Raw genomic sequence first — 20,816 nt, 5'->3', positions numbered from 1 at the left:
GCCGCCCGCTCGCTCCTACGGGTTCAGCGCAGTACCTGTAGGAGCGAGCGGGCGGCGATCCGACTTGCCCGCGAAGGCGATCTTGAAATTACATGGAAGCCTGGCGCACCTGCTTCTCCAACTCCAGCTTCAACCCAGGCTCCAGCTTCAATTGCCGCGCCAGTTCATCCAGGTAGGACTTCTCCATGAAGCTCTCCTCATCCACCAGCATCACGCTGGCGATGTACATCTCGGCAGCCATTTCCGGGGTGCTGGCCGCGCGGGCCACTTCTGTCGGGTCGAGCGGCTTGCTGAGTTCGGCGTGCAGCCACTGCTGCAACTCCTGATCGTTGTCGAGTTTGGTGAATTCGCCTTCTATCAATGCACGCTCACGGTCATCAACGTGGCCATCGGCTTTGGCCGCGGCAACCAACGCCTTGAGAATCGCCTGACTATGCAGCTCGACTTGGGCCGGGGGTAGACGATCAAGCGTTTGCGGCTCGGTTTTCGGCGCAGTGCCTTGTTGGGCCTGCCAGTTGCCATAAGCCTTGTAGGCAATGACACCAAGCGCGGCGAGGCCGCCGTAGATGGCGACTTTTCCGCCAACGTTGCGGGCCTTTTTGCTGCCGAGTAACAGGCCCATCGCACCTGCCGCCAAGGCACCGCCGCCCGCGCCGGAGAGCAAACCGCCGAGGCCGCCCGAACCACCGCTGCCACCGAGCAATCCGCCCAATCCACCGCTGGACGCCTTGTTTTGAGCGCCACCGGCCTTGTTCTGCAACATGTCCTGACCGGACTTGAGTAGTTGATCGAGCAATCCACGCGTATTCATTTTGCCGTCTCCACGAAAGGGGTTATCCGGACACTAAGGCCACCAGCCTAGAACGAAAGTGCCCGGCGACCGGGGACGAGAGTGCTTCTGGATGTTGCCTGGAAAAACATGGCTATCGATTAAAGCGATATACACTCAAGCGAATCTATAAAAACCGCCCACCGGGTAATTCCCCATGATGACCTTGCGTCAGATTCGTCACTTTATCGCCGTGGCCGAGACTGGCTCGATCTCCGCCGCCGCGCAAACCGCGTTCATTTCCCAATCGACATTGACCCTGGCGATCCAGCAACTGGAAGAAGAGATCGGTGTCGGCCTGTTTAACCGACACGCCAAGGGCATGAGCCTGACGCACCAGGGCCATCAATTCCTGCGCCAGGCGCACCTGATTCTGGCCACCGTGGACAACGCCAAACGCAGCCTGCAACAAAGTACCGACCAGGTCGCCGGCCAGCTGATCATCGGCGTGACCAGTCTGGTGGCCGGTTACTACCTCGCGGATCTACTCACTCGTTTCCAGCGCGCCTACCCCAACGTCGAAATCCGCGTGATGGAGGACGAGCGGCCGTACATCGAGCATTTGCTGGTCAGCGGCGAGATCGACGTCGGCGTATTGATCCTTTCCAACCTCGAAGATCGCCACGCCTTGCAGACCGAAGTGCTGACTCATTCGCCCCATCGGCTGTGGCTGCCGGCCCAGCATCCGCTGCTGGAACACGACAGCATCAACCTCGCCGATGTGGCCCGTGAGCCGCTGATTCAGCTGAACGTCGACGAAATGGACCGCAACGCCCAGCGCATGTGGTCCGGGGCCGGACTGCAACCGCGCATTACGCTGAAAACCGCGTCGACGGAAGCCGTTCGAAGCCTTGTGGCTGCAGGCCTGGGCGTATCGATCCAGCCCGACATGACCTACCGCCCGTGGTCTCTGGAGGGCGACATCATCGAAGCACGGCCGATTGCCGACCTGAGCCAGACCCTCGACGTCGGCCTGGCCTGGCGTCGTGGCACCGCGCGCCCGGCGTTGGTGGACCCGTTCTTGACCGTCGCCCGCGAGCAACCCCACGGCGGGCGCAAGCCATCTATTTAATCGAACGCCACCTTCAGTATTTAGAATTTGTCGACCTCGGGCCCGCGAACTAGTCTTGGTACATCAATAAGACGGCCGGGCCCCAGTCACAGGGAGCACCATGGCCACACAAGAAAAGAGAACCCGAAAAATGGCTGGCGCGCAGACCCCGTTGTTCACCGCGTTGTTGATCGATGGCGAATTGGTCGCGGGCCAGGGTTTTGTCGAACCGATCCTCAACCCGGCCACCGGGGAAGTGCTGACCCACATCGCAGAAGCCAGCACAGAGCAAGTCGAAGCCGCCATCCTCGCCGCCCACCGCGCCTTCGCCGGCTGGTCGCGGACCACGCCGCAGCAACGCTCGAACCTGTTGCTGGACATCGCCAACGCCATCGAAAAACAAGCCGACCTCCTCGCCCGCCTCGAATCCCTGAACTGCGGCAAGCCGTTGCACCTGGCCCGTCAGGATGACTTGAGCGCGACGGTCGATGTGTTCCGCTTCTTCGCCGGTGCCGTGCGCTGCCAGACCGGCCAGCTCAGCGGCGAATACCTGCCGGGCTACACCAGCATGGTCCGTCGCGATCCGATTGGCGTGGTCGCGTCGATTGCGCCGTGGAACTACCCGATCATGATGGCCGCGTGGAAAATCGCCCCGGCCCTCGCCGCCGGTAACACGCTGGTGTTCAAACCTTCCGAACACACGCCGCTGTCGATCCTGGCTCTCGCGCCTGCGCTGGCCGAGATCCTTCCACGCGGCGTGATCAACATCGTCTGCGGCGGCGGTGAAGGCGTCGGCAGCCACTTGGTCAGCCATCCGAAAGTGCGCATGGTGTCGTTGACCGGCGATATCGTCACCGGCCAAAAAATCCTCCAGGCCGCGGCAAAAACCCTGAAACGCACGCACCTTGAGCTCGGCGGCAAAGCGCCAGTGATCGTCTGCAACGATGCGGATATTCAGGCGGTGGTCGAAGGCGTACGCACTTACGGTTATTACAACGCCGGCCAGGATTGCACCGCGGCTTGCCGAATTTATGCACAGGCCGGGATTCACGACCGCTTGGTGGCTGAACTCGGCGCGGCGGTCAGCAGCCTGCGCTTTGCCGGTAAACGCGACGCCGACAACGAAATCGGCCCGCTGATCAGCACCCGCCAGCGCGACCGCGTGGCCAGTTTCGTCGAGCGTGCCCTCGGCCAGCCACACATCGAACGGGTGACCGGCGCGGCGGTGCATTCCGGCGCCGGCTTCTATTACCAGCCAACCTTGCTGGCCGGTTGCAAACAGAACGATGAAATCGTCCAGCGCGAAGTCTTCGGGCCGGTGGTCACCGTGACCCGTTTCGATCAACTCGAACAAGCGGTGGACTGGGCCAACGACTCGGAATACGGCCTCGCCTCGTCGATCTGGACCCAGAACCTCGACAAAGCCATGCAGGTCGCGGCGCGGTTGCAGTACGGCTGCACCTGGATCAACAGCCATTTCATGCTGGTCAGCGAAATGCCCCACGGCGGCCTGAAACGTTCGGGCTATGGCAAAGACTTATCCAGCGATTCGCTTCAGGACTACAGCGTGGTGAGGCACATCATGGCGCGCCACGGACAGCATCTCTGACTACGCTAATAACAAGCCGCTAACGGCATGCTTCACCACGTTCACAACTGCCCCGACCATAATTAAAGAAGAGGGAATTCCCATGTTCGTGCACAAGACCGCACTGCTCAGTGCAATCACCACAGCGCTGTTGGCCAGCGCCAGCCTCCAGGCCGCCGAACCGCTGAAAGCCGTCGGTGCCGGCGAAGGTCAGCTGGATATCGTGGCGTGGCCCGGCTACATCGAACGTGGCGAAAGCGACAAGGCGTACGACTGGGTGACCGGTTTCGAGAAGGAAACCGGCTGTAAGGTGAACGTCAAAACGGCCGCCACTTCCGATGAAATGGTCAGCCTGATGTCCAAGGGCGGTTACGACCTGGTGACCGCGTCGGGCGATGCGTCGCTGCGGTTGATCGTTGGCAAGCGTGTGCAGCCGATCAACACGGCGTTGATTTCGAACTGGAAGAACATAGACCCTCGCCTCAAGGATGGCCCTTGGTACGTCGTCAATAACCAAACCTACGGCACTCCGTATCAGTGGGGCCCGAACGTGTTGATGTACAACACCAACGTGTTCAAGACGGCACCGGACAGCTGGAGTGTGGTGTTCGAAGAGCAAACCCTGCCGGACGGCAAGTCCAACAAGGGTCGGGTTCAAGCCTATGACGGCCCGATCTATATCGCCGATGCGGCGCTTTATCTCAAATCGAAACAGCCGGAGCTGGGCATCAAGGACCCGTACCAGCTCAACGAAGTGCAATACAAAGCGGCGCTGGACCTGCTTCGCAAGCAACAACCCTTGATCCACCGCTACTGGCATGACGCAACGGTCCAGATGAGTGACGTCAAGAACGAAGGCGTCGTGGCGTCCAGCACCTGGGGCTACATGGTCAACGGTCTGGTGGCGGACAAGCAGTCGGTGGCTTCGGTCATTCCAAAAGAAGGCGCAACGGGTTGGGCCGACACCACCATGCTGCACGCCGACGCCAAGCACCCGAACTGTGCTTACAAGTGGATGGACTGGTCGCTGCAACCGAAAGTCCAGGGTGACCTGGCCGCCTGGTTCGGTTCGTTGCCGGCGGTTCCTGAGGGTTGCAAAGCGAGCGAACTGCTCGGAGCCGAGGGTTGCAAAACCAACGGCTTCGACCAGTTCGAGAAGATCGCCTTCTGGAAAACCCCTCAGGCTGAAGGTGGCAAGTTCGTACCGTACAGCCGCTGGACCCAGGACTACATCGCAATCATGGGCGGTCGTTAACACCCCTGTAGCAGCTGCCGAGGTACGAGGCTGCGTTGCGTGTCCGCAGGACCGCCCTCGGGGCCGCTGCGCAGCCCAACGCAGCCTCGTTCCTCGGCAGCTGCTACAGATCGCTCCCACAAGATCACCGCAAAATCTGTGGGGGCGAGTCGGCTCCGACGGCGATCCGACGATGCTTTTGAAGATTCAGATTTTTGGAGTTCCGCACCATGACGCTTGCAGTCCAGTTCACCAACGTTTCCCGTCAGTTCGGCGAAGTGAAGGCCGTTGACCGGGTTTCCATCGATATCCAGGACGGCGAGTTCTTTTCCATGCTGGGCCCTTCCGGCTCGGGCAAAACCACGTGTTTGCGCCTGATCGCCGGTTTTGAACAACCGAGCGCAGGTTCTATTCGAATTCATGGCGAAGAAGCCGCCGGGCTGCCGCCGTATGAGCGTGACGTCAACACGGTTTTTCAGGATTACGCGCTGTTCCCGCACATGAACGTGCTCGACAACGTCGCCTACGGCTTGAAAGTCAAAGGCGTCGGTAAAGCCGAACGGCAGAAACGCGCCGAAGAAGCCCTCGACATGGTTGCCCTCGGCGGCTACGGCGAGCGTAAACCGGTGCAACTGTCCGGCGGTCAGCGCCAGCGTGTGGCCCTGGCCCGCGCCCTGGTCAATCGGCCTCGCGTCTTGCTGCTCGACGAACCATTGGGTGCCCTCGATTTGAAGCTGCGCGAACAAATGCAGAGCGAGTTGAAAAAGCTGCAACGCCAGCTCGGCATCACCTTTATCTTCGTCACCCACGACCAGACCGAAGCGCTGTCGATGTCCGACCGCGTGGCCGTATTCAACAAGGGTCGCATCGAGCAGGTCGACACACCGCGAAACCTCTACATGAAACCGGCCACCACATTCGTCGCTGAATTCGTCGGCACGTCCAACGTGATTCGCGGTGATCTGGCGAAGCAATTGAGCGGCAATCCACAGCCGTTTTCGATTCGCCCGGAACACGTGCGTTTCGCCGAAGGTCCACTGGCCAGTCACGAGATCGAAGTCACCGGCTTGCTTCACGACATCCAATACCAAGGCAGCGCCACGCGCTATGAGCTGAAACTGGAAAACGGCCAGACCCTCAATATCAGCCAGGCCAACGTGCAGTGGCTGGACGTCAGCGCCCAGCACCAGACCGGGCAACGCATCAGCGCACGCTGGGCGCGCGAGGCGATGATCCCGCTGCACGACACCGTTGTCGGCGGGGTGTGAGATGACCAGCGTGGTTATCCCTCAAACCCCGGCCGGCGGTTCGCCGCTGCGCAGGTTTTCCAACCTGCTGTATCGCCGACCGAATTTTTACCTGTCGCTGCTGCTGGTGCCGCCGCTGCTGTGGTTCGGCGCGATTTACCTCGGTTCGCTGCTGGTTCTGCTGTGGCAAGGCTTCTACACCTTCGATGACTTCACCATGGCGGTCACCCCCGACCTGACCCTGGCGAACTTTGCAGCGCTGTTCCAGCCATCGAACTTCGACATCATCCTGCGCACCCTGGGCATGGCCGTTGCCGTGTCGATCGCCAGCGCCGTCGTCGCGTTTCCGATTGCCTATTACATGGCGCGCTACACCACCGGCAAGACCAAGGCGTTTTTCTACATCGCGGTGATGATGCCGATGTGGGCCAGTTACATCGTCAAGGCGTATGCCTGGACGTTGCTGTTGGCCAAGGGCGGCGTAGCGCAATGGTTCGTTCAACACTTGGGACTGGAGCCGGTCTTGCAGTTTGTGCTGGGCATTCCGGGGGTGGGCGGCAGCACGTTGTCGACCTCGCACCTGGGCCGTTTCATGGTGTTCGTCTACATCTGGCTGCCGTTCATGATCTTGCCGATCCAGGCTTCACTGGAACGCCTGCCACCGTCTCTGCTGCAAGCTTCTGCCGACCTTGGTGCCAAGCCACGCCAGACGTTCATGCAGGTAACTCTGCCGTTGTCGATTCCGGGCATTGCGGCCGGTTCGATCTTCACCTTTTCGCTGACCCTGGGCGACTTCATCGTGCCGCAACTGGTGGGGCCGCCGGGCTACTTCGTCGGCAGCATGGTTTATGCCCAGCAAGGCGCGATCGGCAACATGCCGATGGCGGCGGCCTTCACGCTGGTGCCGATTGTGTTGATCGCTATTTACCTGACCATCGTCAAACGACTGGGGGCCTTCGATGCACTCTGACAAAGCCTCTATCGGTCTGCGCATTGCGGCCTGGGGCGGGTTGGTGTTCCTGCACTTCCCGATCCTGATCATCTTCCTGTACGCCTTCAACACCGAAGACGCGGCGTTCAGCTTTCCGCCCAAGGGCTTCACCCTGAAGTGGATCGGCGTGGCGTTCTCCCGTCCCGACGTGCTGGAGGCGATCAAGCTGTCGGCTGAAATTGCCGCCATCGCAACGTTGATCGCGATGGTCCTCGGCACCCTCGCCTCGGCGGCGTTGTACCGGCGGGATTTCTTCGGTAAGCAAGGCATCTCGCTGATGCTGATCCTGCCGATTGCGCTGCCCGGGATCATCACCGGGATCGCGCTGCTGGCGACGTTCAAGACATTGGGGATCGAACCGGGGATGTTCACCATCATCGTCGGCCACGCGACCTTCTGTGTGGTGATCGTCTACAACAACGTCATCGCCCGTTTGCGCCGCACCTCGCACAGTTTGATTGAAGCCTCGATGGACCTCGGTGCCGATGGCTGGCAGACCTTTCGCTACATCGTCCTGCCGAACCTCGGCTCGGCGCTGCTGGCCGGCGGCATGCTCGCCTTTGCGCTGTCGTTCGACGAAATCATCGTCACCACCTTCACCGCCGGGCATGAACGTACGTTGCCGCTGTGGCTGCTCAATCAACTCAGTCGCCCACGGGATGTGCCGGTGACCAACGTCGTCGCGATGCTGGTGATGATGGTGACCATGCTGCCGATTCTCGGCGCGTATTACCTGACCCGGGGCGGTGAAAGCGTTGCGGGCAGTGGCGGGAAATAAATTCATAACAGACACCACTATCCCCTGTGGGAGCGAGCCTGCTCGCGATGAGGCCATCACATTCAGCATGGATGGTGGCTGACACACCGCCATCGCGAGCAGGCTCGCTCCCACAGGGGTCGGGTTTCAAAACAAGAACTGCTTTGAAGAGGACAAATGCCATGCAAACCAAACTCTTGATCAACGGCCAACTGATCGACGGCGACGGCCCCGCCCAACCCGTATTCAACCCGGCCCTCGGTCGTGTGCTGGTGGAAATCAACGAGGCCAGCGAAGCCCAGGTCGATGCCGCCGTGCGCGCCGCCGACAGCGCCTTTGAAGGCTGGTCGCAAACCACGCCAAAAGAACGTTCGCTGCTGCTGCTCAAACTTGCCGACACCATCGAAGCCCACGGCGAAGAGTTGGCCAAACTGGAATCGGACAACTGCGGCAAACCTTACAGCGCCGCGCTGAACGACGAGATCCCGGCGATTGCCGACGTGTTCCGTTTCTTCGCCGGCGCCAGCCGTTGCATGAGCGGTTCGGCGGGCGGCGAATACTTGCCCGGCCACACCTCGATGATCCGCCGCGACCCGGTCGGCGTGATCGCCTCCATCGCGCCGTGGAACTACCCGCTGATGATGGTCGCCTGGAAAATCGCCCCAGCCCTCGCGGCGGGTAATACCGTGGTGCTCAAGCCGTCGGAACAAACCCCTCTGACTGCACTGCGTCTGGCTGAATTGGCGTCGGAAATTTTCCCGGCTGGTGTGCTCAACCTGGTGTTTGGTCGGGGTCCTACAGTGGGCAGCCCACTGGTCACCCACCCGAAAGTGCGCATGGTCTCGCTGACCGGTTCGATTGCCACCGGTTCGAACATCATTTCCAGCACTGCCGACAGCGTCAAACGCATGCACATGGAACTGGGCGGGAAGGCCCCGGTGATCATCTTCGACGACGCCGATATCGACGCCGCCGTAGAAGGCATTCGCACCTTCGGTTTCTACAATGCCGGCCAGGACTGCACCGCGGCTTGCCGCATCTATGCGCAGGAAGGCATCTACGACAAATTCGTCGAGAAACTCGGCGAGGCGGTCAGCAGCATCAAGTATGGGTTGCAGGATGATCCGTCGACCGAGCTGGGGCCTTTGATCACGGCGCAGCATCGTGACCGCGTGGCCGGGTTTGTCGAGCGTGCCGTGGCGCAACCGCATATCCGTCTGGTCACCGGCGGCAAGTCTGTGGAGGGCAATGGTTTCTTCTTCGAACCGACCGTGTTGGCGGACGCTCAGCAGGACGACGAAATCGTCCGTCGTGAAGTGTTCGGCCCGGTGGTGTCGGTGACCAAATTCACTGATGAAGCACAGGTGCTGGGTTGGGCCAACGATTCGAACTACGGCCTGGCGTCGTCAGTCTGGACCTCGGACGTCGGCCGCGCCCATCGCTTGTCTGCACGCTTGCAGTACGGCTGCACCTGGGTGAATACGCACTTCATGCTGGTCAGCGAAATGCCCCATGGCGGTCAGAAACTGTCCGGCTACGGGAAGGACATGTCCATGTACGGGCTGGAGGACTACACCGTCGTTCGGCATGTGATGTTCAAGCACTAAAAACATCGTCGGATCGCCGCCCGCAGCAAGCTGAACTGGCCTAATAATTCCGGACACCTCTTAAGGGCGATATGATTTCGCCAATTTGGAGGTTCCATGAACGAAAGAAAGGTCTATTCCCGCGAATTCAAGCATCGTGCAGCCAGCATGGTAATTGACGATAATTGCCCCGTTCCAGATGTCTGCGCGTCTTTAGGTATTGGACCTACCGCCCTGCGGCGGTGGGTCGAGCAGGTTCGCAAGGAGCGCAAAGGGCAACCCGTTCAGGGCACCAAGGCAATTACTGAGGATCAGCGCCAGATTCAGGAATTGAAAGCCAAGATCAAACGCCTGGAACTGGAAGCCGAAATCTTAAAAAAGGCTACCGCTCTCTTGATGTCGGACCCCGATCGTTTTCGATGATCGCGGAGCTAAGAGAGTCATTTCCGACCGCCACCCTGTGTCGCGTTTTCGATGTGAAGCGCAGCAGCTTTTATGAATGGATGCAGCGGCGCGCCAAGCCAAAGATCAGACGCGAAGAACTCAAAGAGAAAGTGGTCGAGTTGCACAGCGAAAGTCGGGAAGCCCTGGGCTCCAGAGCGATCAGCAAAAACCTGAAGGCACTAGATATATCTGCCGGAAGAAGCCTTGTTAGAGCATTGATGAGAGAGGCCAACATTGTCAGTAAACAACGCCAGCCGCACCTATTCAGATCCAAAGGGGTTGAAGCGTTCGTCGCACCCAATTTGCTCAAGCGCAATTTCAAACCGACCGCAGTCAATCAGGTCTGGTGTGGCGATGTTACAAGCCTGATGGTGGGTAAACGTTGGGTTCATCTGGCCATCGTGATCGACTTGTATGCACGCCGGGTCATCGGTTGGGCATTCTCTCTGGTCAACGACGCGAACCTGGTCAGCAAGGCGCTACGGATGGCGACAGAGCTTCGTAAATGCCCGTCAGGAGTAATGTTCCATTCGGATCAGGGTTGTCAGTACACCAGTCGCAAGTTTCAAGAAGAGCTGAGACGCCATGACATTTTGCAAAGCATGAGTCGTCGCGGGCAGTGCTGGGACAATGCGCCGACAGAACGCTTTTTCGGCACGCTAAAGTCAGAATGGGTCCCTCGTAACGGCTACAGCACGGTCAAGGAAGCCGAAACTGATATGACGCGTTTCTTCATGTACTACAACCGCACCAGGCTCCACAGCTACAACAACTACCTGTCGCCACTAGCTATGGAGCAAAAAGCGGCATAAGCACCGTAACCGGTGTCCGGATTTACTTGACCAGTTCAAGCCGGCTCCTACAGGTGATCGCATTCCCCTGTAGGAGCCGGCTTGCTGGCGATGGTGTCACCCCGGTTTCAAGGCAGAAACCGGCACCACGCGCCACCAGGTTCCAAAGCCAGACAAACAAAACAATAACCACCGATCCGGGCAGCGCCTTCACGGCCCCGCCACGGTTTCGGACATCCGAAATCTGCCGATTTTCCGGAGCTAACACCATGGATACAACACCCGAACTCGCTGTACCCGTCGCGGACAGCGACGCCGAGCAGCTACGCAAGTTGGGTTACACCTCAAACTTCAATCGCAGCATGAGCCTGTGGGAAAACTTCGCCCTGGGCTTCACGTATCTCTCGCCGGTCGTAGGGGTTTATACCCTCTTCGGCCTGTGCCTCGCCGCCGGTGGGCCACCGATGTTCTGGGCCTATTTGCTGGTCGGTTGCGGCCAGTTGCTGGTGTGCTTGATCTTCGGTGAAGTGGTCTCGCAGTTCCCGATTTCCGGTGGCGTCTACCCGTGGGCTCGTCGCTTGGTCGGCAAGCGCTGGGCGTGGATGGTCGGCTGGATCTACTCCATCGCCCTGTGCGTCACCATCGCCGCCGTTGCCGTCGGTGCCGGCCCTTACCTGGCCGCAATGATGGGCTTTGAACCGAGCAACAACACCAACATCGTCATCGCATTGTTCCTGACGCTGTTCGCCACCCTGGTCAACCTCAGCGGCACCAAAGTGCTGGCGCGGATCGCCATGTTCGGCTTCCTCTGCGAGCTGGTCGGCGCTGTGATTGTTGGCGTTTACCTGCTGATCTTCGAGCGTCACCAGTCGATCAGCGTGTTGTTCAACACCTTCGATATCAGCATCGATGGCTCATACTTGCCGGCCTTCCTCACCGCCTCGCTGGCGGGGATGTTCCTGTACTACGGCTTCGAAGCCTGCGGCGACGTGGCCGAAGAAACCCCGAACCCGAGCAAGCAGATCCCGGTGGCCATGCGCATGACCATCTACATCGGCGGCATCGCGGCAATGTTCGCCTGCCTGGCGCTGATCCTCGCCGTGCCGGACATGCAAGCCGTGATCAACGGCACCGACAAAGACCCGGTCACCACCATCCTCAACAACGCGTTCGGTCCGGTCGGCTCGAAAGTGGTGATGGGCGTGGTGATGATTTCCTTCATCTCCTGCGTCATCAGCCTGCAAGCGGCGGCGAGTCGTCTGCTGTATTCCTACGCCCGGGATGAAATGGTCATCGGCAGCTCACTGCTGAAGAAGATCTCTCCTACGACTCAGGTGCCGGTTGCTGCGCTATTCGTGTCTGGCGTCTTGCCGGCGCTGATCATCATCCTCGGCTTCTTCCTGCAAGATGCGGTGGCCACCATCGTCAGCTTCGCGGCCATCGGTATCTACCTGGCGTTCCAGATGATCGTGCTCGCAGCGCTGTATGCGCGCATGAAAGGCTGGAAACCGAGCGGCAAATTCACCCTCGGTGGATGGGGCTGGGCGGTGAACATCGGCGCGCTGGTTTATGGCGTCGGCGCAATCATCAACATGGCCTGGCCGCGCACGCCGGATGCGGCGTGGTACATCAACTACGCGATGGTGCTGAGTACGGCGATTGTTATTGGGTTGGGGTTGTTGTACATGTGGATTGCCAAGCCGTATGACCACGGGACGGCGCCTGCGGGGGATGCGTGGAAGGTTAGTCGGTAAATGCGTTCGCCCCGGTGCTGGTTGCGGTGCCGGGGCGAGTTGTTTCGAGGTTAGATCGATTGAGGCTTGGAAAGGGTTTCGAACTCATTCATCAGCAAATGGATTTCCGTACTGGGATTGGGCTCACCGCTGTTAACAGCATCGAGAAGAACTCGAGGGGCGAGTGTCCTGGCAGTATTGAAAGGTTCTCCCTTCAACAGATCAAAATGACTGACATTTTTTCCCTTCTCATAGCCCTCCATCAGAGGCTGGCCCCTAAGACTCTTAGTGACAAGTTCGCCCGGGGATTTCCCACCCGCTGCGGCGAATGGCTTTCTGTTGTAGCCAAAGTGCAGTAGCAACCAAAACTCGAAACAGGGAAAAGACGCTATCACCTTTATCTTCGGATGCGGCTTTGCCAAGTCGACCGCACGGTCGAAGCAAAGATGAGTGTCGCGGTCCAAGGCACAAAAAACCTTATCGAAGATTTTTTGCCGTGCAATTGCCCTTTCGACAATTCCGCTTGGATGAGTCACGCCGCAATGAGCAATCTCAACTTGAGCATTGGCTCGAAAGTGAAATGCCGCATCCTCCAGGTATCGCTTTCCTGACTGACTGTCCTCACAAAGGATCAGTACGTTGGGTTGCGGTTTGAACCGCGATTTCTTTCGATCAAATAAGCGTGCCGTGCGCACCATGGTCACCTCCGCCTGATTAGCGGCAAACCACGGTAACGGCCTTCGAAGTAACGCTTTTCGACATCCTCTCCCTCGCGCCCGTCAAAATCGTGGACGGAAAAAAGGCAAGTTGCACCATTGGCATCGCGCTCGGTGATCCAGAATTGATCTCGCCGAAGCGTCTGGGTATTCATCAAATGGGTGTCGTGAGTTGTAAAAATCAGCTGGGTGTTCTGCCCGCTGCCCAAGTGTTTTGCAATCAGATCAGCCACTATTGCTGGATGGAGGCTGCTGTCCAACTCATCGACGGCCAGTATCCCGCTCCCGTCTGTGTGATTGATCATGAACCAGGGCAACCAGAATCCAATCAGGTTCTTCGTGCCGCCGGACTCTTCAGAAAAATCAAACTCCGCTTTCCCCAAATGACTCGTATGCGTCAGGGTCACTTTGTCTTTTCGCGCTGCGGCGAAGAACTCTTTAAGCGTAAGTTTTTTATTGGCTGGAGCAGAGTCTGCGTCAGTATTGAGCTGAATGTCCGAGACTGGAATATCGACCTCCTTTAGAAAATCTCTCAAGTCGCTGGTGTAGTCCGATGCCATCTGAAGAAACCTGATGGATGCCGCCGACAATTCCATCATGTTGTTCTGCTCAATGACGAGAAGGCCGGATTGAAACCAGGTAAAGGGTTCTCGTAATTGCGTCAGCTCTTCGCTGCTGTTCGCAACGGCTTGCGCAATGAACAACATTTTCGGGCTGGTCAAACGTCGCCAGGCATTGTGAACCTCTTTACCCCCCTCGAGGCTTGAACCAAAAACGTACTGCTCACCCTCCTCCCCCAAACACCGCTGATACAGCAGTGTTTCCTTGCCCTTGGGGTATGAAACGAGGTGTTCCTCGAGTATTCGCTGAACCGTCATGCGCAGTACAAACCGATAGCGGAGTGCGCCTTGAATAAAGTTGTATTCGAAACAACTCGGCTCGTCGTTAAGCTGCGGGTCAAAACGAAACGGGGAAACCGGCAGTGGCTCCTCATTTGAGACAGGGGGCGAAGCGAGCAAACGTCCCATGATTCCCATCGCCCGGATCAGCGACGATTTACCCGAGGCGTTCGGCCCGTATATCGCAGCGACCTTCAGTAAATCCGGCAACTTCTCTCCATTCACCGGCGGCTTGAAGATGTTGCGCTTTTTGCTCAGGCGCGGCGTCGCTGTCATGGACAGGGTTTGCTTGTCACGGAAGGAGCGGTAATTGGAAACTGAAAATTCGATCAACATGTAGCAAACCTGCAGTTCGTTCCTGAAGGCAGAAAAAACTATAGGAAAAACCAAGGCATTGATGCGACTTGCCTGCACTTCGGGCGAAAACAGGAAATTCCTACAGACCGAACCTTCCGGTAAAAGCTCCAATTCCTACAACATGCGGCGCCAGAGTAGACTTGGCGCCGCGAGCGCCTGACCGATAGGCTTTACCTCGTCGCTGCCAAATCAGCGACCCGGGGTCGAAGCCGGGAAATCATCAACATGGCGCATCCGCGCCCCCATATGAACTGGGGCAATTTTTTGCCTTTCAGTTTCGCTTTATGGTGGGCCGTGTGGCGCGGGCCTCTTGGCTTGCATGTTGATCGAGAATGTCCCGACTTCGAACGCCGCACGGTCCGCCACCCCAAATCTGTCGAAGGATTAGTGGCGGCTCCTTTTTCAACATGGAGTCGAAAAAATGCTTAAGCACACGCTAAATCCGTCTGAAACCCATCCTCATTTCACCCCCACCGTCTTCACCCGCCACAACCGCTTTCTCCACGCGTTCATGCAGGACAACCAAGCCTGGTTCTGCGTCCAGGATCTCGGCCGCCTGATGGGCCGTCCGATGGACCAACGCCTCACTCTTAAACTCGATCCCGATCAACGTCGATACGTCTGGTTGCTGAAGGACGGCAAAACCGTCGAATCGCTGATGGTCAGCGAGTCAGGTATGTACGCCCTGTTGGTTCATCATTTCATCCCGGAAAACCGAAATCTGCGTCAGTGGCTGAGCAACGAAGTCATCCCCATGCTGCGTAATTCGAGTGCGCCACCTGTGGATAACATTCCAAGCCTGAGTTCGTTGCAGTGGGCAGGCATCTCGGTGCCGCTGTTGCACTGGCAGCATCAAGCGTGGATCAAGTGGCGGGACATGCCCGATCTGATGCAGTCACAACGACCGTTCACGATCGTGGGCACTTGCCGTTGAAGAAAGGGTGAAAAAATGAAAAAGGGGCAGACTTCACAGTCCGCCCCTTTGTTTATCGCTCAAAACCGCGAAACACTCCGCATCGCATCCACCAGATACCGCATCGCAATCCGGTCGCTTTCCGATAACTCGCGATACCGCTCCAACAGCTTCATTTCGTCCGAATTGAGGCGATGCCTTCGCCGCCCGGTCGCCAGGCAGGGAAAGATTCCTAACATTTCGGTGATGCCTTGTACTTTCGTCATGGACGACGTCCTTCTATAAGACCGAGAAAACTTCAAAAACCGCATCGCCCTATCCTTTTCATTAGTCGCCGGCCTGAAGGGCAGAAACCGGTCATGAACACAGAATAGGAACATTCCCGACGCTGAAAAGCAGTTTTTAGAGTAATTAGTCAAAAAAAGCAGAAATGCCCTATAAATCAGAAAGTGCTGTCGGAAAACTTAACCGACATTTCTTGTTTCATTGCCGCATCATCAAAGTGCTACCAATCATTTTTTCTCTGCAACCGAACGGTTTAAGCTATTTGTTATCTGTTTAAAGTCCGTTGCGTTTGGCCGAAGGCATGTCCGAACCGATATTTTTGATCCAGCACGTGCCAGGAACGGCGCGGGATTGTTAACGACAGGTTGTACTTATGCATCGCAGGAATTTGCTCAAAGCGTCCATGGCCATCGCTGCCTATACCGGCTTGTCAGCCTCCGGCCTGCTGGCAGCGCGTGCCTGGGCGGGCAACGGCGCTGCTGATGGCGAGGCCCAGGCGTTCGATTTCGAGGCGCTGAAGATTCAGGCCAAGCAACTCGCCGGCAATCGCTATCAGGACACCAAGCAGGTGCTGCCGCCGACGCTGGCGACCATGACGCCGCAGAATTTCAACGCGATCCGCTACGACGGCAACCACTCGCTGTGGAAGGACCTGAACGGTCAGCTGGACGTGCAGTTTTTCCACGTCGGCATGGGCTTCAAGCAGCCGGTGCGCATGTACAGCGTCGATCCCAAGACGCGTCAGGCACGTGAAGTGCATTTCCGCCCTTCCCTGTTCAACTATGAAAAAACCACGGTCGACACCAAACAGCTCACCGGCGACCTGGGGTTTTCCGGGTTCAAGCTGTTCAAGGCACCGGAACTGGACAGGCATGACGTGTTGTCCTTCCTCGGCGCCAGTTATTTCCGTGCGGTAGACGCCACCGGCCAGTACGGCCTGTCGGCGCGCGGGTTGGCGGTCGATACCTACGCCAAGAAGCGTGAGGAATTCCCGGACTTCACCAAGTTCTGGTTCGAAACCCCGACCAAGGACAGTACCCGGTTCGTGGTCTACGCCCTGCTGGATTCGCCGAGCGCCACCGGTGCGTACCGCTTCGACATCGATTGCCAGGCCGAACGCGTGGTGATGGAGGTTGACGCCCACATCAATGCGCGCACCGCCATCGAACAACTGGGCATCGCACCGATGACCAGCATGTTCAGCTGCGGCACCCACGAGCGCCGCATGTGCGACACCATTCACCCGCAAATCCACGACTCGGATCGCCTGGCGATGTGGCGCGGTAACGGCGAGTGGATCTGCCGGCCGCTGAACAACCCGGCGACCCTGCAATTCAACGCCTTCGCCGACACCGATCCGAAAGGTTTCGGCCTGCTGCAGACCGATCACGAGTTCGCCAATTATCAGGACACCGTCGACTGGTACAGCAAGCGCCCGAGCCTGTGGGTAGAACCTACGACCGCTTGGGGCGAAGGCTCTATCGATTTGTTGGAAATTCCTACGACTGGCGAAACCCTCGATAACATCGTCGCGTTCTGGACCCCGAAAAAACCGGTCGCGGCCGGTGATTCCCTGAACTATGGCTACAAGCTCTACTGGAGCGCCCTGCCACCCGTGGGCACACCGTTGGCGCGGGTCAACGCGACCCGTTCGGGCATGGGCGGCTTCATCGAAGGCTGGGCACCGGGCGAGCATTACCCGGAAGTCTGGGCACGGCGGTTTGCCGTGGACTTCACCGGTGGCGGTCTGGACCGTTTGCCGGAAGGCGCGGGGATCGAGCCGGTGGTTACGTGTTCGAACGGCGAGGTGAAGGACTTCAATGTGCTGGTGCTGGATGACATCAAAGGCTATCGGATTACCTTCGATTGGTACCCGACCAACGACAGCGTGGCGCCGGTTGAGCTGCGGTTGTTCATCCGCACCAATGACCGGACGTTGAGTGAGACCTGGTTGTACCAGTATTTCCCTCCGGCTCCGGATAAGCGTAAGTACACCTGATAGTAAAAGGTTGTTTGGGCTGGCCCCATCGCGAGCAGGCTCGCTCCCACAGGGGATCTTCGTCGGACACAAGCTGTGTCACATGGAGATCCAATGTGGGAGCGAGCCTGCTCGCGATGGGGCCAGCCCAGACAACAAACATCCCGGCCCAGAAACACAAAAGCCCCGATCAACTCGATCGGGGCTTTTTGGTTTTACAGCCGCATTCAGTCCCGCAAATCCGACTCATGAATCGGCTGATCCCGATGCGTCGCCCGCTGATACTGCGCCGGCCAGATCGCCTTGCGACCACCCAAATCATCATCCGCATGCAGCGGCCAATACGGATCGCGCAACAGTTCCCGCGCGAGGAAGATGATGTCCGCCTGGCAGGTGCGCAATATGTGCTCGGCCTGGGCCGGCTCGGTAATCATTCCTACCGTACCGGTGGCGATGCCTGACTCCTTGCGCACACGTTCGGCGAAGCGGGTTTGATAGCCCGGCCCTGTAGGGATTTCAGCGTTGGCCGCCGTACCGCCCGACGAAACGTCTATCAAGTCCACGCCCAGGTCTTTCAGGCGTCGCGCCAACTCCACCGTTTCATCCGGGTTCCAGCCGTCTTCCACCCAATCGGTGGCCGACACTCGCACGAACAACGGCAGTTCTTCAGGCCAGACAGCACGCACCGCTTCGGTGACTTGCAGCACCAGCCGGATCCGGTTCTCGAACGAACCGCCATATTGATCGCGTCGCTGATTGCTCAGCGGTGAAAGAAACTGATGCAACAGGTATCCGTGAGCGGCGTGTATTTCGACCACTTTGAAACCGGCGGTCAGCGCTCGCTTGGCTGCGGCGACAAAAGCCTGAATGACTTCTGCGATCTGGCCTTCATCGAGCTGTGTCGGGTGCGTGTGCTGCGGGTCGAAAGCAATCGGCGAAGGCCCCACCGGCACCCAGCCACCGTCTTCTGGCTTGACGCTGCCATGCTTGCCGATCCACGGCCGATGGGTGCTGGCCTTGCGCCCGGCGTGCGCCAATTGAATGCCGGCCACCGCGCCCTGAGCGGCGATGAAGCGCGTGATGCGTTGCAGGGGTTCGATCTGTTCGTCATTCCACAAGCCGAGATCCTCGGCGGTGATGCGCCCGTCGGCTGTGATCGCCGTGGCTTCGGTGAAAACCAGACCGGCGCCGCCGACGGCACGGCTGCCGAGGTGGACCAGGTGCCAGTCATTGGCCAGGCCATCGACGCTGGAGTACTGGCACATCGGTGAAACGGCAATGCGGTTGAGCAGGGTCAATTGACGAAGGGTATAGGGTTCAAGCAGCAGACTCATGGGGCACCTCTCGAATCAGTGGGCAGGCTCCAGGGTTCTGTTTGAAAAGTCGACGAGTGACAGGAAAAAGGCGCAGCACCCGCCCCCGCGGGCAAAACATTCGACAAGACGTCACAAGGCCAATCAAGCAGTGCTTAGAGCCTAGTCGACATCGGGGGATGAGGGAGGGTTCAAGAATTGAAACACCCCAAATTAGAGATCAACGCAGAACCTGTGGCGAGGGGGCTTGCCCCCGTTCGGCTGCGCAGCAGTCGTAAAACCATTCGGTGCGGTGTGTCTGGCAAAATTCGATAGCAGGCTTTAGGGCTGCTGCGCAGCCCAGCGGGAGCAAGCTCCCTCGCCACATAAGCAATGGGCCATTATCTGGGTTCGATGTGGGCAATCATCAGCTGCACCGTCTCGTTCCCGCGAAACTCGTTGAGGTCGAGTTTGTAGGCCAGTTCCACCCATTTGATAGTCGGGTTCGGCCAGATGTCGCGGTCAATGCCGAAGGCAATGCCATCAAGTTTCACCGAGCCGCATTCGCTTTTCAGCACCACTTTGAGATGTCGCTCACCAACGACCCGCTGTTCAACCAACTGAAACACGCCATGGAACAGCGGCTCCGGGAAGTGCTGCCCCCAAGGTCCGGCATGCCGCAGCGCGCGGGCCAGTTCCAGGTGGAATTCCTCGACCGCCAGCGTGCCATCCGACAGCAGACGCCCGGTCAGGTCTTCTTCGCGCAATTGCCTGCGCACTTCAGCGTCAAAGGCCTCGGCGAACAACGGAAAATTCGCTTCCGGCAAAGTCAAACCGGCCGCCATGGCATGGCCGCCGTATTTACTGATCAGGTTTGGATGCTGCGCTGCCACCACACTCAAGGCATCGCGAATATGGAAACCCTGAACCGAACGCCCCGAGCCCTTGAGCAACCCATCGCCGGCATCGGCAAAGGCAATGGTCGGACGGAAATAACGCTCTTTCATACGCGAGGCGAGGATTCCGATGACACCCTGGTGCCACTCGGGATCAAACAGGCACAAGCCAAACGGCATCGATTCAACCGGCAGATCCTTGAGCTGAGCCAGCGCTTCACGCTGCATGCCCTGCTCGATGGATTTTCGGTCCTGGTTCATGCCGTCGAGCTGCACGGCCATTTCCCGCGCCAGACCTGCGTCGTCGGTGATCAGGCATTCGATGCCCAGGCTCATGTCGTCCAGGCGCCCCGCCGCATTCAGGCGCGGGCCGACAATGAAGCCCAGGTCGGTCGAGGTGATGCGCGCCGGTTCACGCTTGGCCACTTCGAGAATCGCCTTGATCCCCGGACGGGCACGGCCGGCGCGAATCCGCTCAAGGCCTTGGTGCACCAGAATCCGGTTGTTGGCATCCAGCGGCACCACGTCGGCGACGCTGCCCAGCGCCACCAGGTCCAGCAACTCGCCAATGTTTGGCTGCGGCGTGTTCGCGTACCAGCCGAGGCTGCGCAACCGTGCGCGCAGGGCCATCAATACATAGAAAATCACCCCGACGCCGGCCAATGCCTTGCTCGAAAACTCGCAACCCGGCTGGTTCGGATTGACGATGGCATCCGCCAGCGGCAGTTCGTCGCCGGGCAAGTGGTGGTCGGTGACCAGCACGTTCAGGCCAGCTTTTTTCGCCGCCGCCACGCCTTCGACACTGGAGATGCCGTTGTCCACGGTGATCAGCAACTGGGGCGTGCGCGTCAGCGCCACCTCAACGATTTCCGGGGTCAGGCCATAGCCATACTCGAATCGGTTCGGCACCAGGTAATCGACATGCGCCGCCCCCAGCAGCCGCAACCCCAGCACGCCCACGGTACTGGCGGTCGCGCCATCGGCGTCGAAGTCGCCGACAATCAGAATCCGCTGGCGCTGCTCCAGCGCCGTCACCAGCAAATCCACCGCCGCATCGATGCCCTTGAGCTGCTGGAACGGAATCAGCCGCGCCAGGCTCTTGTCCAGTTCTGCCTCCGATTGCACGCCCCGCGCCGCGTATAGACGCGTCAGCAGCGGCGGCAGATCACCGAGGAATGGCAGGGTGTCGGGCAACAGGCGAGGTTCGATGCGCATGGGGTGACAGGTGC

General features: G+C 58.9%; 18 protein-coding genes. 12 read left to right on the top strand and 6 right to left on the bottom strand.

The genetic code is table 11. From position 1 onward, the window contains the following. Positions 1-88: 88 nt before the first annotated feature. Positions 89-811 carry a tellurite resistance TerB family protein gene (locus tag ACYZT8_RS05380; RefSeq protein WP_461979823.1) on the bottom strand — a complete coding sequence of 241 codons (723 nt, stop codon included), beginning with the start codon at positions 809-811 and terminating at the stop codon, positions 89-91. Positions 812-986: 175 nt separating this feature from the next. Between ACYZT8_RS05380 and ACYZT8_RS05375 the strand changes: the two genes are divergently transcribed. From ACYZT8_RS05375 to ACYZT8_RS05330, 10 genes are all read left to right on the top strand, one after another. Beyond that, entirely contained in the window at positions 987-1,901 is a 915-nt protein-coding gene (locus ACYZT8_RS05375; RefSeq protein ID WP_461979821.1) for a LysR family transcriptional regulator, read from the top strand. A 100-nt stretch (positions 1,902-2,001) separates the two neighbouring features. Next, positions 2,002-3,489: a gamma-aminobutyraldehyde dehydrogenase gene (locus ACYZT8_RS05370; RefSeq protein ID WP_461979819.1), complete on the top strand. Its 1,488-nt coding sequence runs from the start codon at positions 2,002-2,004 to the stop codon at positions 3,487-3,489. Positions 3,490-3,571: 82 nt separating this feature from the next. Continuing rightward, positions 3,572-4,723, top strand: coding sequence for a putative ABC transporter substrate-binding protein YdcS (gene ydcS, locus ACYZT8_RS05365; protein WP_461979817.1), 1,152 nt, complete (start codon positions 3,572-3,574; stop codon positions 4,721-4,723). A 209-nt stretch (positions 4,724-4,932) separates the two neighbouring features. Beyond that, positions 4,933-5,970, top strand: coding sequence for an ABC transporter ATP-binding protein (locus ACYZT8_RS05360; protein ID WP_461979815.1), 1,038 nt, complete (start codon positions 4,933-4,935; stop codon positions 5,968-5,970). Position 5,971: 1 nt separating this feature from the next. Further along, a complete protein-coding gene (locus ACYZT8_RS05355) occupies positions 5,972-6,919 on the top strand; it encodes an ABC transporter permease (protein WP_461979813.1) in 948 nt (315 codons plus the stop codon). Further along, positions 6,909-7,718 (top strand): ABC transporter permease, encoded by an 810-nt coding sequence (locus ACYZT8_RS05350; protein WP_461979811.1) that lies wholly within the window; start codon positions 6,909-6,911, stop codon positions 7,716-7,718. Before ACYZT8_RS05355 ends, ACYZT8_RS05350 begins: the two co-directional genes overlap by 11 nt. 161 nt (positions 7,719-7,879) lie before the next feature. Beyond that, positions 7,880-9,304: a gamma-aminobutyraldehyde dehydrogenase gene (locus ACYZT8_RS05345; protein WP_461979809.1), complete on the top strand. Its 1,425-nt coding sequence runs from the start codon at positions 7,880-7,882 to the stop codon at positions 9,302-9,304. 96 nt (positions 9,305-9,400) lie between these two features. Further along, a complete protein-coding gene (locus ACYZT8_RS05340) occupies positions 9,401-9,706 on the top strand; it encodes a transposase (protein WP_461973777.1) in 306 nt (101 codons plus the stop codon). Next, entirely contained in the window at positions 9,703-10,539 is an 837-nt protein-coding gene (locus ACYZT8_RS05335) for an IS3 family transposase (RefSeq protein ID WP_461973779.1), read from the top strand. The genes ACYZT8_RS05340 and ACYZT8_RS05335 overlap by 4 nt, the downstream gene beginning before the upstream one ends. 248 nt (positions 10,540-10,787) lie before the next feature. After that, positions 10,788-12,272 carry an APC family permease gene (locus tag ACYZT8_RS05330; protein WP_461979807.1) on the top strand — a complete coding sequence of 495 codons (1,485 nt, stop codon included), beginning with the start codon at positions 10,788-10,790 and terminating at the stop codon, positions 12,270-12,272. A gap of 50 nt (positions 12,273-12,322) precedes the next feature. On the opposite strand, the gene ACYZT8_RS05325 is transcribed toward ACYZT8_RS05330, so the two are convergent. Together ACYZT8_RS05325 and ACYZT8_RS05320 are read right to left on the bottom strand one after the other, a co-directional pair. After that, on the bottom strand, positions 12,323-12,949 hold the full coding sequence (locus tag ACYZT8_RS05325; protein ID WP_461979805.1) for an RloB family protein: 627 nt from the start codon (positions 12,947-12,949) through the stop codon (positions 12,323-12,325). Between the two features lie 2 nt (positions 12,950-12,951). Beyond that, complete coding sequence (locus ACYZT8_RS05320; protein ID WP_461979803.1) at positions 12,952-14,202, bottom strand: AAA family ATPase; 1,251 nt, start codon at positions 14,200-14,202, stop codon at positions 12,952-12,954. Between the two features lie 442 nt (positions 14,203-14,644). Here ACYZT8_RS05320 and ACYZT8_RS05315 point away from each other — a divergent pair, with 442 nt between their 5' ends. Next, positions 14,645-15,157 carry a BRO-N domain-containing protein gene (locus ACYZT8_RS05315; protein WP_461979801.1) on the top strand — a complete coding sequence of 171 codons (513 nt, stop codon included), beginning with the start codon at positions 14,645-14,647 and terminating at the stop codon, positions 15,155-15,157. A 59-nt stretch (positions 15,158-15,216) separates the two neighbouring features. On the opposite strand, the gene ACYZT8_RS05310 is transcribed toward ACYZT8_RS05315, so the two are convergent. After that, positions 15,217-15,402 (bottom strand): hypothetical protein, encoded by a 186-nt coding sequence (locus tag ACYZT8_RS05310; protein ID WP_438662641.1) that lies wholly within the window; start codon positions 15,400-15,402, stop codon positions 15,217-15,219. Positions 15,403-15,794: 392 nt separating this feature from the next. Between ACYZT8_RS05310 and ACYZT8_RS05305 the strand changes: the two genes are divergently transcribed. Then, positions 15,795-17,420 carry a glucan biosynthesis protein D gene (locus ACYZT8_RS05305; protein ID WP_461979799.1) on the top strand — a complete coding sequence of 542 codons (1,626 nt, stop codon included), beginning with the start codon at positions 15,795-15,797 and terminating at the stop codon, positions 17,418-17,420. Between the two features lie 206 nt (positions 17,421-17,626). Here the strand turns inward: ACYZT8_RS05305 and ACYZT8_RS05300 are convergent, their stop codons facing one another. Beyond that, on the bottom strand, positions 17,627-18,733 hold the full coding sequence (locus ACYZT8_RS05300) for an NADH:flavin oxidoreductase/NADH oxidase (protein ID WP_461979797.1): 1,107 nt from the start codon (positions 18,731-18,733) through the stop codon (positions 17,627-17,629). A 359-nt stretch (positions 18,734-19,092) separates the two neighbouring features. After that, on the bottom strand, positions 19,093-20,802 hold the full coding sequence (gene recJ / locus ACYZT8_RS05295; RefSeq protein ID WP_461979795.1) for a single-stranded-DNA-specific exonuclease RecJ: 1,710 nt from the start codon (positions 20,800-20,802) through the stop codon (positions 19,093-19,095). Between the last annotated feature and the right edge of the window lie 14 nt (positions 20,803-20,816).

Source organism: Pseudomonas sp. LB3P93 (assembly GCF_054898025.1).
The sequence above is the reverse complement of the archived record's forward strand: the minus strand, read 5'-3'. Positions and strand labels throughout refer to the sequence as shown.